Below are 16,115 nucleotides of genomic sequence, written 5' to 3' on the forward strand. Positions count from 1 at the left end.
GCAGGGGGGACCCTGTGGGAGAGTAGGACGCCGCCGAACAAGTTTTGATACGGGAAAGCCCCGCACCATTCATGGTGCGGGGCTTTTCTGCGTTCACGGGTTATTGAGGGTGTCCGACTTCCCTCTCCAGGGGTCGCTAGGCGTCGGTGCGGGAACCCGCCGAGGCCAGGCCGAGCCAGGTGTGCGGGTTGCCCTCCCAGTACCAGCCCAGCTTCGGAGCGCCTTGCTGATCCAGAGAGCCGGCACCCGCTTGTCCTTGTCGTGGCGGGTGCCCGAGAGCGAATAGCACTTGTTCTTGGCGAGGGTCTCCGGGAAGAGCGTGAGCAGGGCGATGCCCTCCTCCAGCGTCAGGCCCGTCCGCCCGCGCGCCTCCAGCGCCGCCATCGCGTCCAGCGGCACCACGGAGCAGAATTCCTCGCCCCGCTCGACGTCGAAGACGACGTACACCGAAGAATCCGGTGCCTCCAGCTCCTTCACCGTGACGAACCGCTCCAGCTCGGAGTCCAAGAAGAACGAGACCAGGCAGCTCATCTCCGACCACGCGACCCGGCTGTTCATCGAGAGGGGCTTCGAGGAGACCACCATCGCAGATATCGCGGCGGCGTCCAGGGTCGCCAAGAAGACGGTCACCAACTACTTCGCCCGCAAGGAGGAACTGGCGCTCGACCACCAGCTCGACCACCAGGAGGAGTTCGTCGCCGGGCTCGCCCGCACGGTCGCCGGCCGGGTGGCGGGGGAGTCGGCGCTGGGGGCGCTGCGGCGCGAGTTCCTGGCCGGTGTGGAGCGGCAGGACCCGGTGATCGGGTTTGCCGGGGAGCGGTTCTGTCGCATGATCGCCGAGAGTCCCACCCTCACCGCCCGCCTGCGGGATCTGCACGATCAGCGCGAGGTGGCGTTCGCCCGGCTCCTCGCGGAGGAAGCCGGCGTGGCGAACGACGACTTCGGGGTGTACGCGGTCGCTGCTCAACTGGGGGCCGCGCAGCGGGCCCTGTTCCAGCGCATCATGCGGCTGACCCTGTCCGGCCTGCCCAACGCTGACATCGTCGCCACGGTCGCCGACGACGCCCACCGGGTCTTCGGCCTGCTGGAGGCGTCGTTCGGTGACTACGCGGTGCGGGCGGGCGGCTGATCCCGCCCGGCCCGGTGTGCTGCGTCCGGGTGGGCGTGCTGCTCGGGGATCGTCCGAGAGTCAACGCGTCCAGGTTCTGGCCCAGTTGGGCGACAGTGGGGGTCCCCGCAGGCGGGATCACCGGCGGGGGGCCGCCCGGCGGCCAAGCCGGGACGGACCTGGTTCGGGGTCGCCCCGGCCTCCTCGGTGACCTCGCGCAGTGCGGTGAGGCGGGCCGGGGCCCGGGTGGCCTTAGTCGTCCGGATCTCGTGCCGGGTGGTGTGGTTGCTCGTGCCGAGGGTGCCGGCCGGCCCTTCCCGTACCGCCAGGCGCAGGCCCCTCGCCGAGGCACCGCCGTCCGCGAACCCGGCGAGGTGTTTCGGAGGGCGGGGCATGGGTGCGTTCCGCGGGGAATTAACTGCCGTATTCGTAAAGGCACTTGAAGGTACCTGGTGTCCTTGCGTGGCCGGGCGTGTTCTGATTTCGTTCGGTGAATCGGGTGCCCGGAGCAATCCGGTGGGCGGCCGGGCCGGTGGAATGTGATGTGCGTCCGGTGGATTACGGCGGTTCGCGTCCGTCGGTTATGGTGCACGTGCATCATCACCAGGAACCGTGGGGGACGGAACCGGCCATGTCTGTCGTGACCGTAATGATCGTCGATGACGACAAACTTCTGCGTTATGGATTGCAGCGCATTCTGGAGACCGCGGCCGACCTCCGCGTCGTCGTGGTGTGCGACGGGCGTGACGCTGTGGCCATGGCGGAGCGGCACACCCCGGACGTGGCCCTGGTCGACATCCAGATGCCCGACGTCGACGGGTTCGTTGTTCTCGCGGAATTGCGCCGTCTCGCGGCACCGCCCGCCGTCGCCATGCTGACCGGGTTCGGGAGCGACGAGCACGTGGTGCGGGCGCTGTCCGAAGGCGCTGCCGGGTTTTTCCTCAAGGACGCCAACCCGCATGAACTCATTCCCGGCGTGCGGTTGCTCGCGGCCGGGGGAAGCGCAATGTCGTCCAGGGTTGTCCGTGCGCTGGCGAACAATCACGAGAATGGGTTTTCCGGGCCTGCGAGTCCGGCGGGATCCTTGCCGCCAGGGGCGGTTGACGAGGTTCTCACCTCACGCGAACGGACCGTTCTGGAACTTCTGCCGACCGGAATGTCGAATACGGAGATCGCCCAACGGCTCTCCCTCAGCCGCTCGACCGTCAAGGACCACGTGAGCGCGATCCTCACCAAGCTCGGAGTGGCCAATCGCGTCCAGGCGGCCGTCGCCGCGCACCACCGGGTCTCCCGCCCCGTCGGTGCGGTGCCGGGCCGGGCGGGCGCGGAGCGGGGCTCCCGGGCATGAGGCGCAGGGTTCCGCCGTGGGCCGTCGACGCCTCGATCGTCCTGCTCTCGGCAGGCGAGTACCTCACGGTCCGCTCCCGGGTGGAGCCGCTGGTGGCCGCCACCTACGTCCTGGCCGTCGCGGCGCTGGTGTTCCGCCGGAAGTGGCCGGTCGCCGTCACGCTCGTCACCGTGCCGGCGGCGGCCAGCGGATACCTCTGGCTGGCGCCTCTCGCGGCGCTCGCCACCGCTGCCGCGACGGTGCCCGCCCGGCTGGCGGTCTACGGCTGTGCGGCGCTGATGTTCTTCGCCGCCGCCTCGCCCAAGTCCGTCGCGGAGGCCCGCGAGCGTACCGTCGACGAATGGGCGGCGACGCTGATCGGGCCGGCGCTCTTCAGCATCGGGCCCACGGCGTGGGGGCAACTGGTGCGCACGCGCCGGGAACTGGCCGCCCGGCTGCGCGAACTCCAGCACAGCAAGGAGCAGGAACGTCGGCTCAGCGTGGAGATGGCCGTCGTGGAGGAGCGGGCCCGGCTCGCCCGGGAGATGCACGACGGCGTCTCCCACCACGTCAGCCTGCTCTCCATGGAGGCCCATCTGCTCGCGCTGGAGGCGACGGACGCCGAGGCCCGCTCCCGCGCCGAACGCATCGGGGAGCTCGGCGGCAGGGCCGTGGACGAACTCCGCGACGTGCTGGGAGTGCTGCGCGGTACCGGCACGCGGGAGAGGCTGCCCCGGCTCTCCGAGCTGCCCGGCCTCATTGAGGCCAGCGGGCTCACCGTACAGGCGCGCTGCTCCGTGCCGGCCGAGCATCCGGGGCTCACGCCGGACCGCGAGCTGGCCGTGTACCGGACCGTGCAGGAGGCGCTGACCAACGCGGCGAAACACGCGCCCGGCAGCAGGATCACGGTCTCGGTGGCTGTGGCTGTGTCCGCGGCGGAGTCGGTTTCGGTGTCCTCCGGTGCGGCGGAGCTGTGCGTCGACGTCGTCAACTCGCCCCCGGCCAGGGAGGGGGGCCGGGTCGGCGGCAAGGAGCGGCAGGGGCACGGACTGGTCGGCCTGCGCGAGCGGGCGGTCCGACTGGGCGGAAGCATGACGGCGGGGCAGGAACCGGACGGCGGCTTCGCCGTCCGCGTACGGCTTCCGCTCCCCGCCGGACACTCCGCTGACCACCCTCCCGGCCTCCCGGCCGCCCGGCTCGCCGACCGCGCCGCCGGCCATACCTGGGCCGCCCCGGCGGCCGGCTCGCCGACCGCCCCGCCGCCCGACCGGGGTGCGCCCCGTCCGGTATCCACCACCTGACCGGGAGGCCGCCCCACCCGGCCCCCGCTGACCGGCGGGGGCGGGCGTCGGCCAATCCTCCCTGGGCATGACAGGGACACCGCGACGGGCTGACAGGATTTTCCCCGTGAAGAGGGGCACTCGCCCGCACTGCCGGACCGGCGCCGTGCGCCGCACCCGGTGGGGGAACTCTTCGACAATTCCTCGGGGGACGAGGACACCCGGAAGACGGCCAAGTTTCCACGCTTCGCCGCGCTCCCGGGCGTCCTCTCCGCATGATGCTCAACGGAGTTCACGTGAACCGTCAGAAGATCCGCCTTGCCGCTGCCACCGCCCTGACCGCCGTCGCCTTCGGCGTCGCGGCCCCCGCGGCCCACGCCGCCGAGACCGCCCGTACCCCGGTCTCCGCGGTGAGCGTGCAGCAGGCCGACGCGGCCCGGCTCGCCACCCTGATCGCCCAGAACCCGGCGGCGGCCGCGAACGGCGAGGCCGGCCTCAACGCCGCCGCCGTCGCCCAGCTCCAGGACGCGCAGGTCGTCCAGTACGGCAGCCCCAAGGCCGAGGCCGTCAAGGCCCTGCTGAAGAAGTCGGGCTCCCTGTTCAAGGCGGCCGTGAAGGCCGCGAAGAAGGGCGCCGACGCCTACCGCAAGTGGGTCGACAGCCTCTCCAACTTCAACCCGCTCAAGTGGACCCTGAAGGCGCTGCCGGGCGCCGTCCAGTACGAGATCATCGACTGGCTCGCCAAGCAGGTCGGCTGACCGCGCCCCTGACCCGCAACCGGTCCGGCCGCCCGCGCGGTGGCCGGACCGGCCCCGGCCCGACGGGAAACCACGAGGTTGAGCATGGAAGAGACGAACGACCGGAAGCGGACCGACACCGTCTGGGGCCTGGTCACGCTGCCCCTGCTGGCGGGCTGGATCACCTTCCACCTGCTGCCCGGCAACACCGCGCCCGGCTGGCTCCTGTACGCCGCGGGCGTCGCCGCCACGGCTCTCGCGCACGGCTGGTTCGCCCTGCGCAAGGTGCCCCCGGGGGTGGGCGGCGTGGTCGTTCCACTGCTCCATGTCCTGCTCGGTGCCGTGTTCTGGCTCACCCGAACCTGATGACCCGATGAGGACTCACCGCTTCATGAACATCTCGCACCTTCGCGTCGCCGCCGCCACCGTCGCGGCGGCGGTCGCCCTCGGGGTGGCCGCACCCGCCGCCACCGCCGCGCAGGCACGTCCGGCGGCCGTCCCGGCGACAGCCGTGGCCCCCACGCCGCTCACCGCCGACCAGGCGCGGTCCGTGCTGGACTCGCCGGAACTCCGTCCGCACCTGGGTGTTCGGGCACGGACCGACCTGCGGGCCGTCGCCGGGGGCGACGCCGCACCCCAGATCCAGCGCAGCGCCGCGTCGGCCGCCGCCAAGGCCGCGCTGGCAGCGCTGAAGAAGGCGGGCGGCAAGATCTGGTCCGGCGCCAAGTCGGCCGCCGCCAAGGGGTACACGGCCTTCAAGAAGTGGATGGACGACCTGCCCTGGTACCACCCGGTGCGGCTGGCCCTCGCGGCGCTGGGCACCGAGGGCATCAAGCAGCTGATCAACCTGATCAACAACAGCTGACCAGCCTGATCGACGACAGCTGACCAGCCTGATCGACGACAGCTGATCGGCAACGCGCCACTCCGCTCGCACCCGCGGCGGACGACCGGGAGGCCGTCCGCCGCGCTGGTCGGATGTCCGCCACGGCCGGCCCGTCGGCATTGACCACGACCGCGGCACATCGCGCATGCTGTCACCCATGACGACACCCGCAGAGCTTCTTCGTTCCTTCGCCCGCACCCGGGCCTCGCTCGACGGTGCGGAAGTGACGTACTGGTGGTCCGGCGACGTGTACTCCTGGGCCCCCGACGAGCCCTACCGGCGTCTCTTCGGCTTCGAGGGCCTCAACGTCGCCCGCCTGGTCGAGGACCCCGGGAGCGGGCCGGACGCCTACCAGCTCCTCACCCGCGAGGCTGCCTTCTACCTGGACCCGGCGACCCGGGAGATCCTGGAGACCTGGCAGGACCTGCCGGTGGTGCACATCTGGAACGACCCCGCGAACCAGAAGTGGCGGCCCTTCCCGATTCCGACGACCGACCTCGGCGACCAGGTCTGCTTCAGCCTGGAGATCCCGCTCGCCCACCCCTCACCGCTGCCGGTGGCCGACTACCCGCACGCCTCCGCCGGAGACACGTACAAGGCGCTGGAGCTGTTCCAGTTCTTCGCTGACCGCGCCGACCTGGCTGGGGACGCGCCCGGCGTTCCGGCGACCATGTCGTGGAGCCGGATGTCGCCGTGGCTGCCCTGGATGGGCCGGGGCCAACGGCCCGGCGGGCTCACCTACCACTGCCGGGGCCGCAAGCTCGGCTCGTACGCCGAGGTCCCGGAGCGCACCCGCGCGTACATCGCGGACCGCCACCCGGAGTTCGCCCACGCGCCGGAGCGGTGGAGCGAGCCGAACGAGACGAGCTGGACGTACTGGCGCAAGCTCCACCCGGCCCGGCGGTGACCTTCCTCAGCACTCGATGACGTTCACCGCGAGGCCGCCGCGGGCGGTCTCCTTGTACTTGACCTTCATGTCGGCGCCGGTCTCCTTCATGGTCTTGATGACCTTGTCGAGGGAGACCTTGTGGCTGCCGTCGCCGCGCATCGCCATCTTCGCGGCGGTGACCGCCTTGACGGCCGCCATGCCGTTGCGCTCGATGCAGGGGATCTGGACGAGGCCGCCGACCGGGTCGCAGGTCAGGCCCAGGTTGTGCTCCATGCCGATCTCGGCGGCGTTCTCGACCTGCTCGGGGGTGCCGCCCAGGACCTCGGCCAGCGCGCCCGCCGCCATCGAGCAGGCGGAGCCGACCTCGCCCTGGCAGCCGACCTCGGCGCCGGAGATGGAGGCGTTCTCCTTGAAGAGCATGCCGATCGCGCCGGCGGCGAGGAGGAAGCGGACGACGCCGTCCTCGTCGGCCCCGGGGACGAAGTTCATGTAGAAGTGCAGGACCGCCGGGATGATGCCCGCCGCGCCGTTGGTGGGCGCGGTGACGACCCGGCCGCCCGCGGCGTTCTCCTCGTTCACGGCCATGGCGTAGAGGGTGACCCACTCCATGGCGTGTGCCTTCGGGTCGCCGTCGGCGCGCAGCTGGCGGGCCGAGTTCGCGGCGCGGCGGCGGACCTTGAGGCCGCCGGGGAGGATGCCCTCGCGGGACATGCCGCGCGAGACGCAGGCCTGCATGACGCGCCAGATCTCCAGGAGGCCCTCGCGGATCTCCTCCTCGGTGCGCCAGGCCTTCTCGTTCTCCAGCATCATCGCGGAGATGGAGAGGCCGGTCTCGCGGGCCATGCGCAGGAGCTCGTCGCCCGTGCGGAAGGGGTGCTTGAGGACCGTGTCGTCCGGGACGATCGGGTTCTCGCCCGCCACCGCGTCCTCGTCCACGACGAAACCGCCGCCGACGGAGTAGTAGGTCTTCTCCAGCAGGGGGGTGCCCTGCGCGTCGTACGCGAAGAGGGTCATGCCGTTCGCGTGGTACGGGAGGGAGCGGCGGCGGTGCAGGATCAGCTCGTTCGGCTCGTCGAAGTCGATCTCGTGGGCCGAGCCTATCTCCGTGCCGAGCAGCCGCAGCTTGCCGGTGGTGCGGATGCGCTCGACCTCGGCGTCGGCCGTCTCGACGTCGACGGTGCGCGGCGAGTGGCCCTCCAGGCCGAGCAGGACGGCCTTGGGGGTGCCGTGGCCGTGGCCGGTGGCGCCGAGGGAGCCGAACAGCTCGGCGCGGACGGAGGTGGTCTGGGCGAGCAGGCCGTCCTTCTTGAGTCGTCCCACGAACATGCGGGCGGCCCGCATGGGGCCGACCGTGTGGGAGCTGGACGGGCCGATGCCGATCGAGAACAGGTCGAAGACCGAGATGGCCACAGCGAAACTCCTCAGAAGGTGGCGGACGCCGTTGTCCGTCGGGCAGAACATGTGCGGGGCAGGGGACGGGGCACCGTGCTCACTGTCCAGTGTGCGCGGTGCCCCGTGTTCACGTATTGCTGGGAGTCGCCTACCACGCGACGCCCAGATGAAGCCTACGTAATCGGACTGAATTACTTCAGGCCGGGGTAAAGCGGGTGCTTGTCGGCGAGGGCCGAGACGCGGGCCGAGAGCGCCTCGACGTCGTACGACGGCTTGAGGGCCGCCGCGATGATGTCGGCGACCTCGGTGAAGTCCTCCGTCTGGAAACCGCGGGTGGCGAGGGCGGGGGTGCCGATGCGCAGGCCCGAGGTGACCATCGGGGGGCGGGGGTCGTTCGGGACGGCGTTGCGGTTGACCGTGATGCCGACCTCGTGGAGGCGGTCCTCGGCCTGCTGGCCGTCCAGCTCCGAGTCGCGCAGGTCGACCAGGACCAGGTGGACGTCCGTGCCGCCGGACAGGACGGAGACGCCGTGCTCGGTGACGTCGGACTGGACCAGGCGCTCGGCGAGGATGCGGGCGCCGTCCAGGGTGCGCTGCTGGCGCTCCTTGAACTCCGGCGAGGCCGCGACCTTGAAGGAGACCGCCTTGGCCGCGATCACGTGCTCCAGCGGGCCGCCCTGCTGACCGGGGAAGACCGCCGAGTTGATCTTCTTGGCGAGTTCCTGCGTGGAGAGGATCACACCGCCGCGGGGGCCGCCCAGGGTCTTGTGCGTGGTCGTGGTGACCACGTGGGCGTGCGGGACCGGGTTGGGGTGCAGCCCGGCCGCGACCAGGCCCGCGAAGTGCGCCATGTCGACCATGAGGTACGCGCCGACCTCGTCCGCGATCTCACGGAACTTGGCGAAGTCCAACTGGCGGGGGTAGGCGGACCAGCCCGCGACGATCAGCTTCGGCTGGGACTCCTTGGCGAGGCGGGCGACCTCGTCCATGTCGACCTGGCCGGACTCGTCGACGTGGTAGGGGACCACGTTGTAGAGCTTGCCGGAGAAGTTGATCTTCATGCCGTGGGTCAGGTGACCGCCGTGGGCCAGGTTCAGGCCCATGATCGTGTCGCCCGGCTTCAGGAGGGCGAACATCGCGGCGGCGTTGGCCTGGGCGCCCGAGTGCGGCTGGACGTTCGCGTGCTCGGCGCCGAAGAGCGCCTTGATGCGGTCGATCGCGATCTGCTCGACCACGTCGACGTGCTCGCAGCCGCCGTAGTAGCGGCGGCCCGGGTAGCCCTCGGCGTACTTGTTGGTCAGGACCGAGCCCTGGGCCTCCATGACGGCGACCGGAGCGAAGTTCTCCGAGGCGATCATCTCGAGGGTGGACTGCTGGCGGTGGAGCTCGGCGTCGACGGCGGCGGCGACGTCCGGGTCCAGCTCGTGGAGGGAGGAGTTGAGAAGCGACATCAGGCGAGTCCCTAGGGGTTTCAGTTGCCGGAGAGCGCGGTGTACTCGTCGGCGGAGAGCAGGTCGCCCGGCTCGTCCGTGACGCGCACCTTGAACAGCCAGCCGCCCTCGAAGGGGGCGGAGTTCACCAGCGAGGGGTCGTCCACGACGTCCTGGTTGGCCTCGACGACCTCACCGGTCACCGGGGAGTACAGGTCGCTGACGGACTTGGTCGACTCCAGCTCGCCACAGGTCTCGCCCGCGGTGACCGTGTCGCCGACGGAGGGGAGGTCGGCGTAGACGACGTCACCGAGCGCGTTGGCCGCGAACTCCGTGATGCCGACCGTCGCGACGCCGTCCTCGGCCGTCGCGAGCCACTCGTGCTCCTTGCTGTAACGCAGCTGCTGGGGGTTGCTCATGGCTGAATTCTCCTGGATGCGGGGGAGTGCTGAGGAACGGGGTCTTGCGGAATGAGACGGGCGTACGCCGCGAAGGGGACGTATCGGCCGCGGAGGTGCGGGCGGCGTACGTCACGTCCGGGGCGCCCCGCCCGGCGGGAGGCGCCCCGGAACGCTACTTCTGGCGCTTGTAGAAGGGGAGCGCGACGACCTCGTACGGCTCGTGCGTACCCCGGATGTCGACACCGACGCCCGCCGTGCCCGGCGCCGCGAAGGCCGCGTCGACGTACGCCATGGCGATCGGCCTGCCCAGGGTGGGGGACGGGGCGCCGGAGGTGACCTCGCCGATGACCTCGCCGTCCGCGACGACCTGGTAGCCGGAGCGCGGGACGCGGCGGCCCTCGGCGATCAGGCCGACCAGCTTGCGCGGCGGAGCGGTCTCGGCGCGCTCGGCGGCCGCCTCCAGGGACGTACGGCCGACGAAGTCGCCCTCCTTCTCGAACTTGACGACCCGGCCGAGGCCCGCGTCGAAGGGGGTGAGCCGCGTGGTCAGCTCGTTGCCGTACAGCGGCATGCCCGCCTCCAGGCGCAGCGTGTCGCGGCAGGACAGGCCGCACGGGACGAGGCCGACGCCCGCGCCCGCCTCGGTCAGCGCCCGCCACAGGGCCTCCGCGTGCCGCGGCTCGACGAACAGCTCGAAGCCGTCCTCGCCGGTGTAGCCGGTGCGGGCGATCAGCGCCGGGACGCCGGCGACGGTGCCGGGCAGGCCCGCGTAGTACTTCAGACCGTCCAGGTCGGCGTCCGTGACGGACTTCAGGATGCCGGGGGACTCCGGGCCCTGGACCGCGATCAGGGCGTACGCCTCGCGGTCGTCGCGGACCTCCGCGTCGAAGCCCTCGGCGCGGGCGGTCAGGGCGTCCAGGACGACCTGGGCGTTTCCGGCGTTGGCGACGACCATGTACTCCGTCTCGCCCAGGCGGTAGACGATCAGGTCGTCGACGATGCCGCCGTCCTCCTGGCAGATCATCGTGTACCGGGCGCGGCCGAGGCCCACGGTGCCGATGTTGCCGACGAGGGCGAAGTCCAGGAGGTCCACGGCCTGCGGGCCGGTGACCGTGATCTCCCCCATGTGGGAGAGGTCGAAGAGGCCGGCCCGGGTGCGCACGGCGTTGTGCTCGTCGCGCTCGGAGGCGTACCGCAGCGGCATGTCCCAGCCCGCGAAGTCGGTCATCGTCGCGCCGAGCGAGCGATGCAGGGCATCGAGGGCGGTGTGGCGGGGGGCGGTGCTCATGACGGAAGGACTCCCAGGGCATGACGACGGGGACGGTCCTCCCCATCTGTCATCGGAACCTGAGAGGTTCGCCGTCGCGACACGCGCGTGCGGCTTGCACCTTGGGTGGGGCCGCCCGGTGGGGGGACCCGCTTTTCAGATCTGCCTCGCCCGCGCGGTACGGGGCCTGAGAGATTCAAGGGAGGAGCTTGCTCCTTCGGCGTCCCGCGGCACTGGTGCCGAGGACTCTCCCGCGCGGATTCATACGGCCTTTGTGAAGTTGGGGGTGCACAGGGGACGCCTGGCGCGCACATCATTGCACGGCCCTCCCGGTCAGCAAATCGCTTGTCCCGCATTACCTTTTCTTTACACTTCTTGGGCAAGGGTGAGGGCATACCCGAGGGGGAGCGGTGAGGACGTTGCAGCAGCCCAGTGCATGCGTTACGACGACAGGTCCGCGGATCGCGGCGGCCGTGGGGGCGGTGGGGCCCGTGTCCACCGTGGTCGTACGCGATCTGCGGGAACGCGAGGGACGCAGTCCGCGGCGGCTGATGTTCGCCCGGGGGGACGTGGTCGTGGTGTCCGGGCTGCCCGGCAGCGGCAAGTCCACGCTGATGGGGCGGGCCGCCACGGGGGTGCGGACCATCGACTCCCAGGACGTGCGCGAGCGCTGGGACGCGAAGGCGCCGCGTCTGCTGCCCTACGCCCTCTACCGGCCCCTCGTCCGGGTGGCGCACTACGCCGGGCTGCGCCGTGCGCTGCGCTCCGGGGAGTCCGTCGTCGTGCACGACTGCGGTACGCAGGCGTGGGTGCGCCGGTGGCTGGCGCGCGAGGCCCGCAGGCGCGGGCGCGGGCTGCGGCTGATCCTGCTCGACGTGTCCCCCGAAGTGGCCAGGGACGGCCAGCGGGAGCGCGGACGCGGAGTCTCCGGTTACGCCTTCGCCCGGCACCGCAGGGCCGTCGGCGCCCTGGTCGGGGACGCGGAGCAGGGGCGGCTGCCGGCCGGGTGCGCCTCGGCGGTCCTGCTGGACCGGGACGCGGCGGGGGCGCTCAGGGAGATCGGCTTCGAGGTGGAGTAGGGGCCGGGGCCCCGGGTGCCCGCCGCCGGCGGGGTGCGCCGGCGGCGGGCGGCGGGACTACTCCGGGGAACGGGCGGCCGAGGTCTTGGACCACACCTTGGCCGCCAGGTCGATGGAAGCGTGCTGCACGGTTCCCAGGGCCTGGCGCGCCGCGCTCCAGTCGCCGGTCGCGACGGCCTTGGCGAACGCCTTGAGGCCGTCCTCCAGCGCGGTCGGGGCGGCGGCGGCCGACGGGCCCGGGTCGACGGCCGTGGGCGGCGTGCGCGTGTCCTCCGGGGCCGGCGCGGTGGCGGAGCCCGCATCCGGGTCGGCCGGCCGGAGCAGGGACAGCCGGGCGCCGGCCGACGTCGGCTCCGGGTCGTGGGTCAGCACGGCGGACGCCGTGTCGGCCAGGGTGTCCGCCAGCTCGGCCTCGAACCGGGTGCGGGCCGCCGTCCGGTCCGCGGCGGAGGCGAAGGCCAGGTCGATGACGGCCTCGGTGAGGGCGTCCAGGTCCGGCTCGGCCTGCCGGACGGGCGCGGAGGCCGCCGGGAGCCGGCCGTCGGTGGCGGTGGTGGCGGCGGCGGCCGCACCGGCGGTGCCGAGGATCAGCGCCCCGCAGAGCGAGGTGGAGAGGGCGAGGGCGGCGGTCCTGTTCGGTGCCATGACGGCGGGATTCCTTCCGGAGGGGAGAGCACGGGCGGGGCGACCTGTCCGGGGGCAGCCGGTGGAGCGGGGCGGCCGGTCGTCCCTGTCCGCCACCCTTGAACGGATCGGTACGCTCCGCAACACGAGAGGCACGGAACGTGGCCATTCGGGTGCACGCCGCGGACCCGGAGCGGCCCGGCGATAGGCTCGGGCCCAGCGCGGGGGCGGTCGGCAGGCGAGAAGGGGACGGTCCGTGGACATACCGGAGACGACGGGGCAGTACGGGGTGCCGGAGCAGCCGGGCCCGTACGGCGGCACTCCTTACGGCGCCCCGGGTGGGGCGGGTCTCCCCGGCGGTGACCCTTCCCCTGGCTTCCCCGGGGGCGGCGGCCTCTCCGGCGGTGACCCTTCCCATGGTTTCCCCGGGGGCGGCGGTCTTCCCGGGAACGGCCTGCCCGGCGGTGCTCTCCCCGGTGGTGACCTGCCCGGCGGCGGCCTGCCCGGGAGCGGCGGCCTCCCCGGTGGCGGCTGGCCCGCCAACGAGCTGGAGGAAGTGCTCGCCGCCTCTCTCGGCGACCCCGGCGCCGGCCCCCGGCTCGTCGAGGTGTTCGCCCGCTCGCAGGTCTGGATCCCGCTGCCCAACGGCGGCGGCCCCGACCAGGGCCCGCCCGACCTGCCGACCGTCGAGCTGGACGGGCAGGCGTACGTGCCGGTCTTCAGCTCCGAGCAGCAGTTCCTCGCCTGCGCCGGCGGCCACATGGACTGCGCGGTCGCCCCGGCCGTCGACTTCGCCCGCGGGCTGCCGCCCCAACTGGGCATCGTGGTGAACCCGGAAGGCGCGGTCGGCATGCCGCTGCCGCCCCCCGCCGTCGCCGAACTGTGCCGCACCGGCCGCTCCCCGCTGGACGGGCCCGCGACCGGCGGCCGGGTGCGGCTCTTCGAGCCCGACTGGCAGGACGAGCCCGTCGACTTCCTCGCCGCGGCGGCGGGGGAGTTCCAGCAGAGCGGCGTCGTCGTCACCGCCCGGCGCGCCCTGGCGAGCGTGGAGGGGGACCCGCCGGTCCTGTTCGTCGGCGTACGGCTGTCGTCGTGGGAGGGGGCGGACCGCAACGCGCCGATGGACGCGCTGGGGCGGGCGCTGGGCCGGGAGTCCGTGCCGTGGCCGGTGCACCTGCTGCTGCTCGACATGGCGCAGGACCCGGTGGTGGACTGGATGCTGGAGCGGGTCCGGCCGTTCTACACGCGCGAGCACTGAGATCCCGTACGACCGCGCGGCGGCCGGCGTCGTCGAAGGCGGGCCAAGTCTTCCCGCCCGGCACCGGCCCGGTGTCAGCGGTGCCGCTTAAGCTGTTCGATGACCACGCCACACGGGGGCGGTGTCGACACGGTGGATCGAAGAGGGGCGGGACCCAGGGTGAGCGCGTCAGGCTCCGCGGCGGCCGGACAGGTCGAGCACATGCTGCGCCAGGTGACCCCGGGGCGGTACGACGCGTACGAGGCGCTGCTGCACGCCCTCGCGGACGGCCAGGTGTGGATGCTGCTGTGGCACGGCACCGCCGGTTCCCCCGACGCCCAGTACGGGAACATGGAGGTCGAGGGCTGCGGCTACGCGCCCTGCGTGACCTCCGCCCAGGAGCTCGCCGCGAGCGGCTGGAACCGGGCGTACGAGGTGGCGCAGGGCCGTGACCTGGCCCGTGCCCTGTACCCCGACCGCTGGGGCATCTGGCTCAACCCGCACGCCCCCGGCGGCGGCGTCGGCATCCCCTGGCTCGACCTGCGGCGCATCGCCACCGGTCTGGACCGGATGCCGGCGGGGCCGCTGCGGATGAGCGAACCGGCCCTGGACATCCCGCAGTTCTACGCCCAGCTCTCCCAGAACGCGCACCGCACCCCGGCCGTCCGCGCGCTCAGCCGCGCCTGGGTGCAGCCGATGCTCGGAGCCCCCTACCTCGCCATCGGTCTGGACCTGTACGACACCAGCCGCCAGTCGGTGGAGGCGGTGCGGGCGATGATGCAGCAGTCCATCGGCGTCGTCCCGGACGGCCTGCCGGTGTCCACGGTCGCGATGACCGACGAGCACGACCCGGTCGGCATGTGGCTGCGGGCCAACGCCCGCCCGTTCTACGACCGCGACGCGCACGCCCCCGCCCCGACGGGCGCGCCGGGATACGGCTACCCGCCGTCGCGCGCCTACTGAGCCGCTCCGTCCTCTTTTCCACCCGAAGGTCCCCCCGAAAGTCCTGCCAAAAGCCACCTGAGGGGTCAATTGGCATGCCCGTGGGCAGAGTTGGGCACGTCTGCATGCTGAGACGGGGCTTGCGCACGCGACGGAAATGGGTCTGCCCCAATATGGCGGCTATGGGCGGCAGTTGGGGGTGAGTGCCGGGCGTTGCGCCCAATTGCCCACTGTTCGCCCGTCGTTCACCCGCGTTCGGATAGCGGAAAGCCGCAGTAAGCATCACGGTTGCGCATCCATTGGTCGGGGGGTCTGGCGGGGTTTGGCGTCCGCATTGAAGACTCCCCGAATCAAGGGGCGTTCCGCCCTGTGTTCGACAAGCTCCAAGCCGCCACAGCGGCGGGCAAGGGCCGACCACCGTCGGCCGAGAGGGGTCCCCACCACGATGACGGCACCATTGCACGACACCTCGCCGGACGCGGACAAGGCCGCTCCCGCCGACGTCGCGGCCGATGTTGCGAAGAAGTCGGTCGAGGGGCGGTCGCTGCGCCAGATCGCCTGGACCAGACTCAAGCGCGACAAGCTCGCGCTGACCGGCGGCGTGGTCGTCGTCCTCCTGGTGCTCGTGGCGCTCTTCGCCCCGCTGATCGTGAACCTGCTCGGCCACCCGCCGGACGAGTTCCACCAGGACAGGATCGACCCGCTGTTCGGCGTCGCCGAGGGCCTCGACGAGAGCATGTTCGCCGGTGTCAGCTCCGACTTCCTGCTCGGTGTCGAGCCCGGCAACGGCCGTGACGTGTTCAGCCGCATCGTCTACGGTGCCAGGATCTCCCTCCTGGTGGCCTTCCTCGCCGCGGTGGTCGCCGTCGTCCTCGGCACGATCCTGGGCATCGTCGCCGGTTACTTCGGCGGCTGGATCGACTCGGTCATCAGCCGGGTCATGGACATGCTGCTGGCCTTCCCGCAGCTCCTCTTCATCATCTCGCTGGTCTCGGTGCTGCCGGGCGACCTCCTCGGCATGACCGGCAGCTCGGTCCGCATCTTCATCCTGGTCATGGTCATCGGCTTCTTCGGCTGGCCCTACATCGGCCGCATCGTGCGCGGGCAAACGTTGTCGCTGCGCGAGAAGGAGTACGTCGAGGCCGCGCGCAGCCTGGGAGCGGGACGCGCGTACATCCTGTTCAAGGAGCTGCTGCCGAACCTGGTGGCGCCGATCACCGTCTACACGACGCTGATGATTCCCACCAACATCCTCACCGAGGCGGCGCTCTCCTTCCTGAACGCCGGCGTGAAGCCGCCGACCTCCTCCTGGGGCCAGATGCTCTCCAAGGCCATCAACACCTACGAGAGCGACCCGCTGTTCATGATCGTGCCCGGTCTGGCGATCTTCATCACGGTGCTCGCCTTCAACCTCTTCGGCGACGGAGTGCGCGACGCGCTCGACCCGAAGGGCACCCGTTGACCACCGGGCGCGCGGCCCGCGAGGACCGCGTCCCGTCTTTCCCGCCCCTGCCAC

At 71.9% G+C, this 16,115-nt stretch carries 16 protein-coding genes, 1 pseudogene and 1 riboswitch; of the genes and pseudogenes, 11 read left to right on the forward strand and 6 right to left on the reverse strand.

Going from position 1 to position 16,115, the window contains the following annotated elements:
* Positions 1-136: 136 nt before the first annotated feature.
* A pseudogene (locus ACIP93_RS25705) lies at positions 137-585 on the reverse strand (DUF5701 family protein).
* On the opposite strand from ACIP93_RS25705, the gene ACIP93_RS25710 reads away from it, so the two are divergent.
* The 7 genes from ACIP93_RS25710 to ACIP93_RS25740 all read left to right on the forward strand — a co-directional run bounded on the left by ACIP93_RS25710 (position 479) and on the right by ACIP93_RS25740 (position 6,245).
* Complete coding sequence (locus ACIP93_RS25710; RefSeq protein WP_401762049.1) at positions 479-1,129, forward strand: TetR/AcrR family transcriptional regulator; 651 nt, start codon at positions 479-481, stop codon at positions 1,127-1,129. The pseudogene ACIP93_RS25705 and the gene ACIP93_RS25710 sit on opposite strands and share 107 nt — an antisense overlap.
* Positions 1,130-1,739: 610 nt before the next feature.
* The gene (locus ACIP93_RS25715) at positions 1,740-2,456 is read left to right on the forward strand and encodes a response regulator (protein WP_401762052.1); all 717 of its coding nucleotides are present in this window, start codon (positions 1,740-1,742) and stop codon (positions 2,454-2,456) included.
* Positions 2,453-3,736, forward strand: a complete 1,284-nt coding sequence (locus tag ACIP93_RS25720) for a sensor histidine kinase (RefSeq protein WP_401762054.1) — start codon at positions 2,453-2,455, stop codon at positions 3,734-3,736. The genes ACIP93_RS25715 and ACIP93_RS25720 overlap by 4 nt, the downstream gene beginning before the upstream one ends.
* A 275-nt stretch (positions 3,737-4,011) precedes the next feature.
* Complete coding sequence (locus ACIP93_RS25725; protein ID WP_345228298.1) at positions 4,012-4,473, forward strand: hypothetical protein; 462 nt, start codon at positions 4,012-4,014, stop codon at positions 4,471-4,473.
* An 84-nt stretch (positions 4,474-4,557) separates the two neighbouring features.
* Positions 4,558-4,818 carry a hypothetical protein gene (locus ACIP93_RS25730; protein WP_401762057.1) on the forward strand — a complete coding sequence of 87 codons (261 nt, stop codon included), beginning with the start codon at positions 4,558-4,560 and terminating at the stop codon, positions 4,816-4,818.
* 25 nt (positions 4,819-4,843) lie between these two features.
* The gene (locus ACIP93_RS25735) at positions 4,844-5,317 is read left to right on the forward strand and encodes a hypothetical protein (protein WP_401762059.1); all 474 of its coding nucleotides are present in this window, start codon (positions 4,844-4,846) and stop codon (positions 5,315-5,317) included.
* Positions 5,318-5,495: 178 nt separating this feature from the next.
* Positions 5,496-6,245: a DUF1838 family protein gene (locus ACIP93_RS25740; protein ID WP_345228295.1), complete on the forward strand. Its 750-nt coding sequence runs from the start codon at positions 5,496-5,498 to the stop codon at positions 6,243-6,245.
* A gap of 6 nt (positions 6,246-6,251) precedes the next feature.
* Here the strand turns inward: ACIP93_RS25740 and ACIP93_RS25745 are convergent, their stop codons facing one another.
* From ACIP93_RS25745 to gcvT, 4 genes are all read right to left on the reverse strand, one after another.
* Positions 6,252-7,637, reverse strand: a complete 1,386-nt coding sequence (locus ACIP93_RS25745; protein WP_345228294.1) for an L-serine ammonia-lyase — start codon at positions 7,635-7,637, stop codon at positions 6,252-6,254.
* A gap of 173 nt (positions 7,638-7,810) precedes the next feature.
* The gene (gene glyA / locus ACIP93_RS25750) at positions 7,811-9,070 is read right to left on the reverse strand and encodes a serine hydroxymethyltransferase (protein WP_345228293.1); all 1,260 of its coding nucleotides are present in this window, start codon (positions 9,068-9,070) and stop codon (positions 7,811-7,813) included.
* 20 nt (positions 9,071-9,090) lie between these two features.
* Positions 9,091-9,468 carry a glycine cleavage system protein GcvH gene (gene gcvH / locus ACIP93_RS25755; protein ID WP_401762062.1) on the reverse strand — a complete coding sequence of 126 codons (378 nt, stop codon included), beginning with the start codon at positions 9,466-9,468 and terminating at the stop codon, positions 9,091-9,093.
* Between the two features lie 154 nt (positions 9,469-9,622).
* The gene (gene gcvT / locus ACIP93_RS25760) at positions 9,623-10,738 is read right to left on the reverse strand and encodes a glycine cleavage system aminomethyltransferase GcvT (RefSeq protein ID WP_345228291.1); all 1,116 of its coding nucleotides are present in this window, start codon (positions 10,736-10,738) and stop codon (positions 9,623-9,625) included.
* Between the two features lie 145 nt (positions 10,739-10,883).
* Positions 10,884-10,981: riboswitch (glycine riboswitch) on the reverse strand.
* Between the two features lie 155 nt (positions 10,982-11,136).
* On the opposite strand from gcvT, the gene ACIP93_RS25765 reads away from it, so the two are divergent.
* Positions 11,137-11,796, forward strand: a complete 660-nt coding sequence (locus tag ACIP93_RS25765; RefSeq protein WP_380837116.1) for an AAA family ATPase — start codon at positions 11,137-11,139, stop codon at positions 11,794-11,796.
* Positions 11,797-11,853: 57 nt separating this feature from the next.
* On the opposite strand, the gene ACIP93_RS25770 is transcribed toward ACIP93_RS25765, so the two are convergent.
* Positions 11,854-12,441 carry a hypothetical protein gene (locus ACIP93_RS25770; RefSeq protein WP_401762065.1) on the reverse strand — a complete coding sequence of 196 codons (588 nt, stop codon included), beginning with the start codon at positions 12,439-12,441 and terminating at the stop codon, positions 11,854-11,856.
* Positions 12,442-12,919: 478 nt separating this feature from the next.
* On the opposite strand from ACIP93_RS25770, the gene ACIP93_RS25775 reads away from it, so the two are divergent.
* From ACIP93_RS25775 to ACIP93_RS25785, 3 genes are all read left to right on the forward strand, one after another.
* Positions 12,920-13,678, forward strand: a complete 759-nt coding sequence (locus ACIP93_RS25775) for an enhanced serine sensitivity protein SseB (RefSeq protein ID WP_401762406.1) — start codon at positions 12,920-12,922, stop codon at positions 13,676-13,678.
* Positions 13,679-13,837: 159 nt separating this feature from the next.
* Positions 13,838-14,620, forward strand: a complete 783-nt coding sequence (locus ACIP93_RS25780; RefSeq protein ID WP_345228289.1) for an enhanced serine sensitivity protein SseB C-terminal domain-containing protein — start codon at positions 13,838-13,840, stop codon at positions 14,618-14,620.
* Positions 14,621-15,044: 424 nt separating this feature from the next.
* Complete coding sequence (locus ACIP93_RS25785; RefSeq protein WP_345228288.1) at positions 15,045-16,061, forward strand: ABC transporter permease; 1,017 nt, start codon at positions 15,045-15,047, stop codon at positions 16,059-16,061.
* Positions 16,062-16,115 lie beyond the last annotated feature (54 nt).

This window comes from Streptomyces sp. NPDC088745, assembly GCF_044751045.1.
Classification (GTDB): Bacteria; Actinomycetota; Actinomycetes; order Streptomycetales; family Streptomycetaceae; genus Streptomyces; species Streptomyces cremeus.

Excerpts from the sequence above, each read along its gene's own strand:
- ACIP93_RS25770 (WP_401762065.1), bottom strand. The coding sequence starts at position 12,441 with ATGGCACCGAACAGGACCGCCGCCCTCGCCCTCTCCACCTCGCTCTGC.
- ACIP93_RS25730 (WP_401762057.1), top strand. The coding sequence starts at position 4,558 with ATGGAAGAGACGAACGACCGGAAGCGGACCGACACCGTCTGGGGCCTG.
- ACIP93_RS25735 (WP_401762059.1), top strand. The coding sequence starts at position 4,844 with ATGAACATCTCGCACCTTCGCGTCGCCGCCGCCACCGTCGCGGCGGCG.
- gcvH (WP_401762062.1), bottom strand. The coding sequence starts at position 9,468 with ATGAGCAACCCCCAGCAGCTGCGTTACAGCAAGGAGCACGAGTGGCTC.
- ACIP93_RS25740 (WP_345228295.1), top strand. The coding sequence starts at position 5,496 with ATGACGACACCCGCAGAGCTTCTTCGTTCCTTCGCCCGCACCCGGGCC.
- ACIP93_RS25785 (WP_345228288.1), top strand. The coding sequence starts at position 15,045 with ATGACGGCACCATTGCACGACACCTCGCCGGACGCGGACAAGGCCGCT.
- gcvT (WP_345228291.1), bottom strand. The coding sequence starts at position 10,738 with ATGAGCACCGCCCCCCGCCACACCGCCCTCGATGCCCTGCATCGCTCG.
- glyA (WP_345228293.1), bottom strand. The coding sequence starts at position 9,070 with ATGTCGCTTCTCAACTCCTCCCTCCACGAGCTGGACCCGGACGTCGCC.
- ACIP93_RS25715 (WP_401762052.1), top strand. The coding sequence starts at position 1,740 with ATGTCTGTCGTGACCGTAATGATCGTCGATGACGACAAACTTCTGCGT.
- ACIP93_RS25720 (WP_401762054.1), top strand. The coding sequence starts at position 2,453 with ATGAGGCGCAGGGTTCCGCCGTGGGCCGTCGACGCCTCGATCGTCCTG.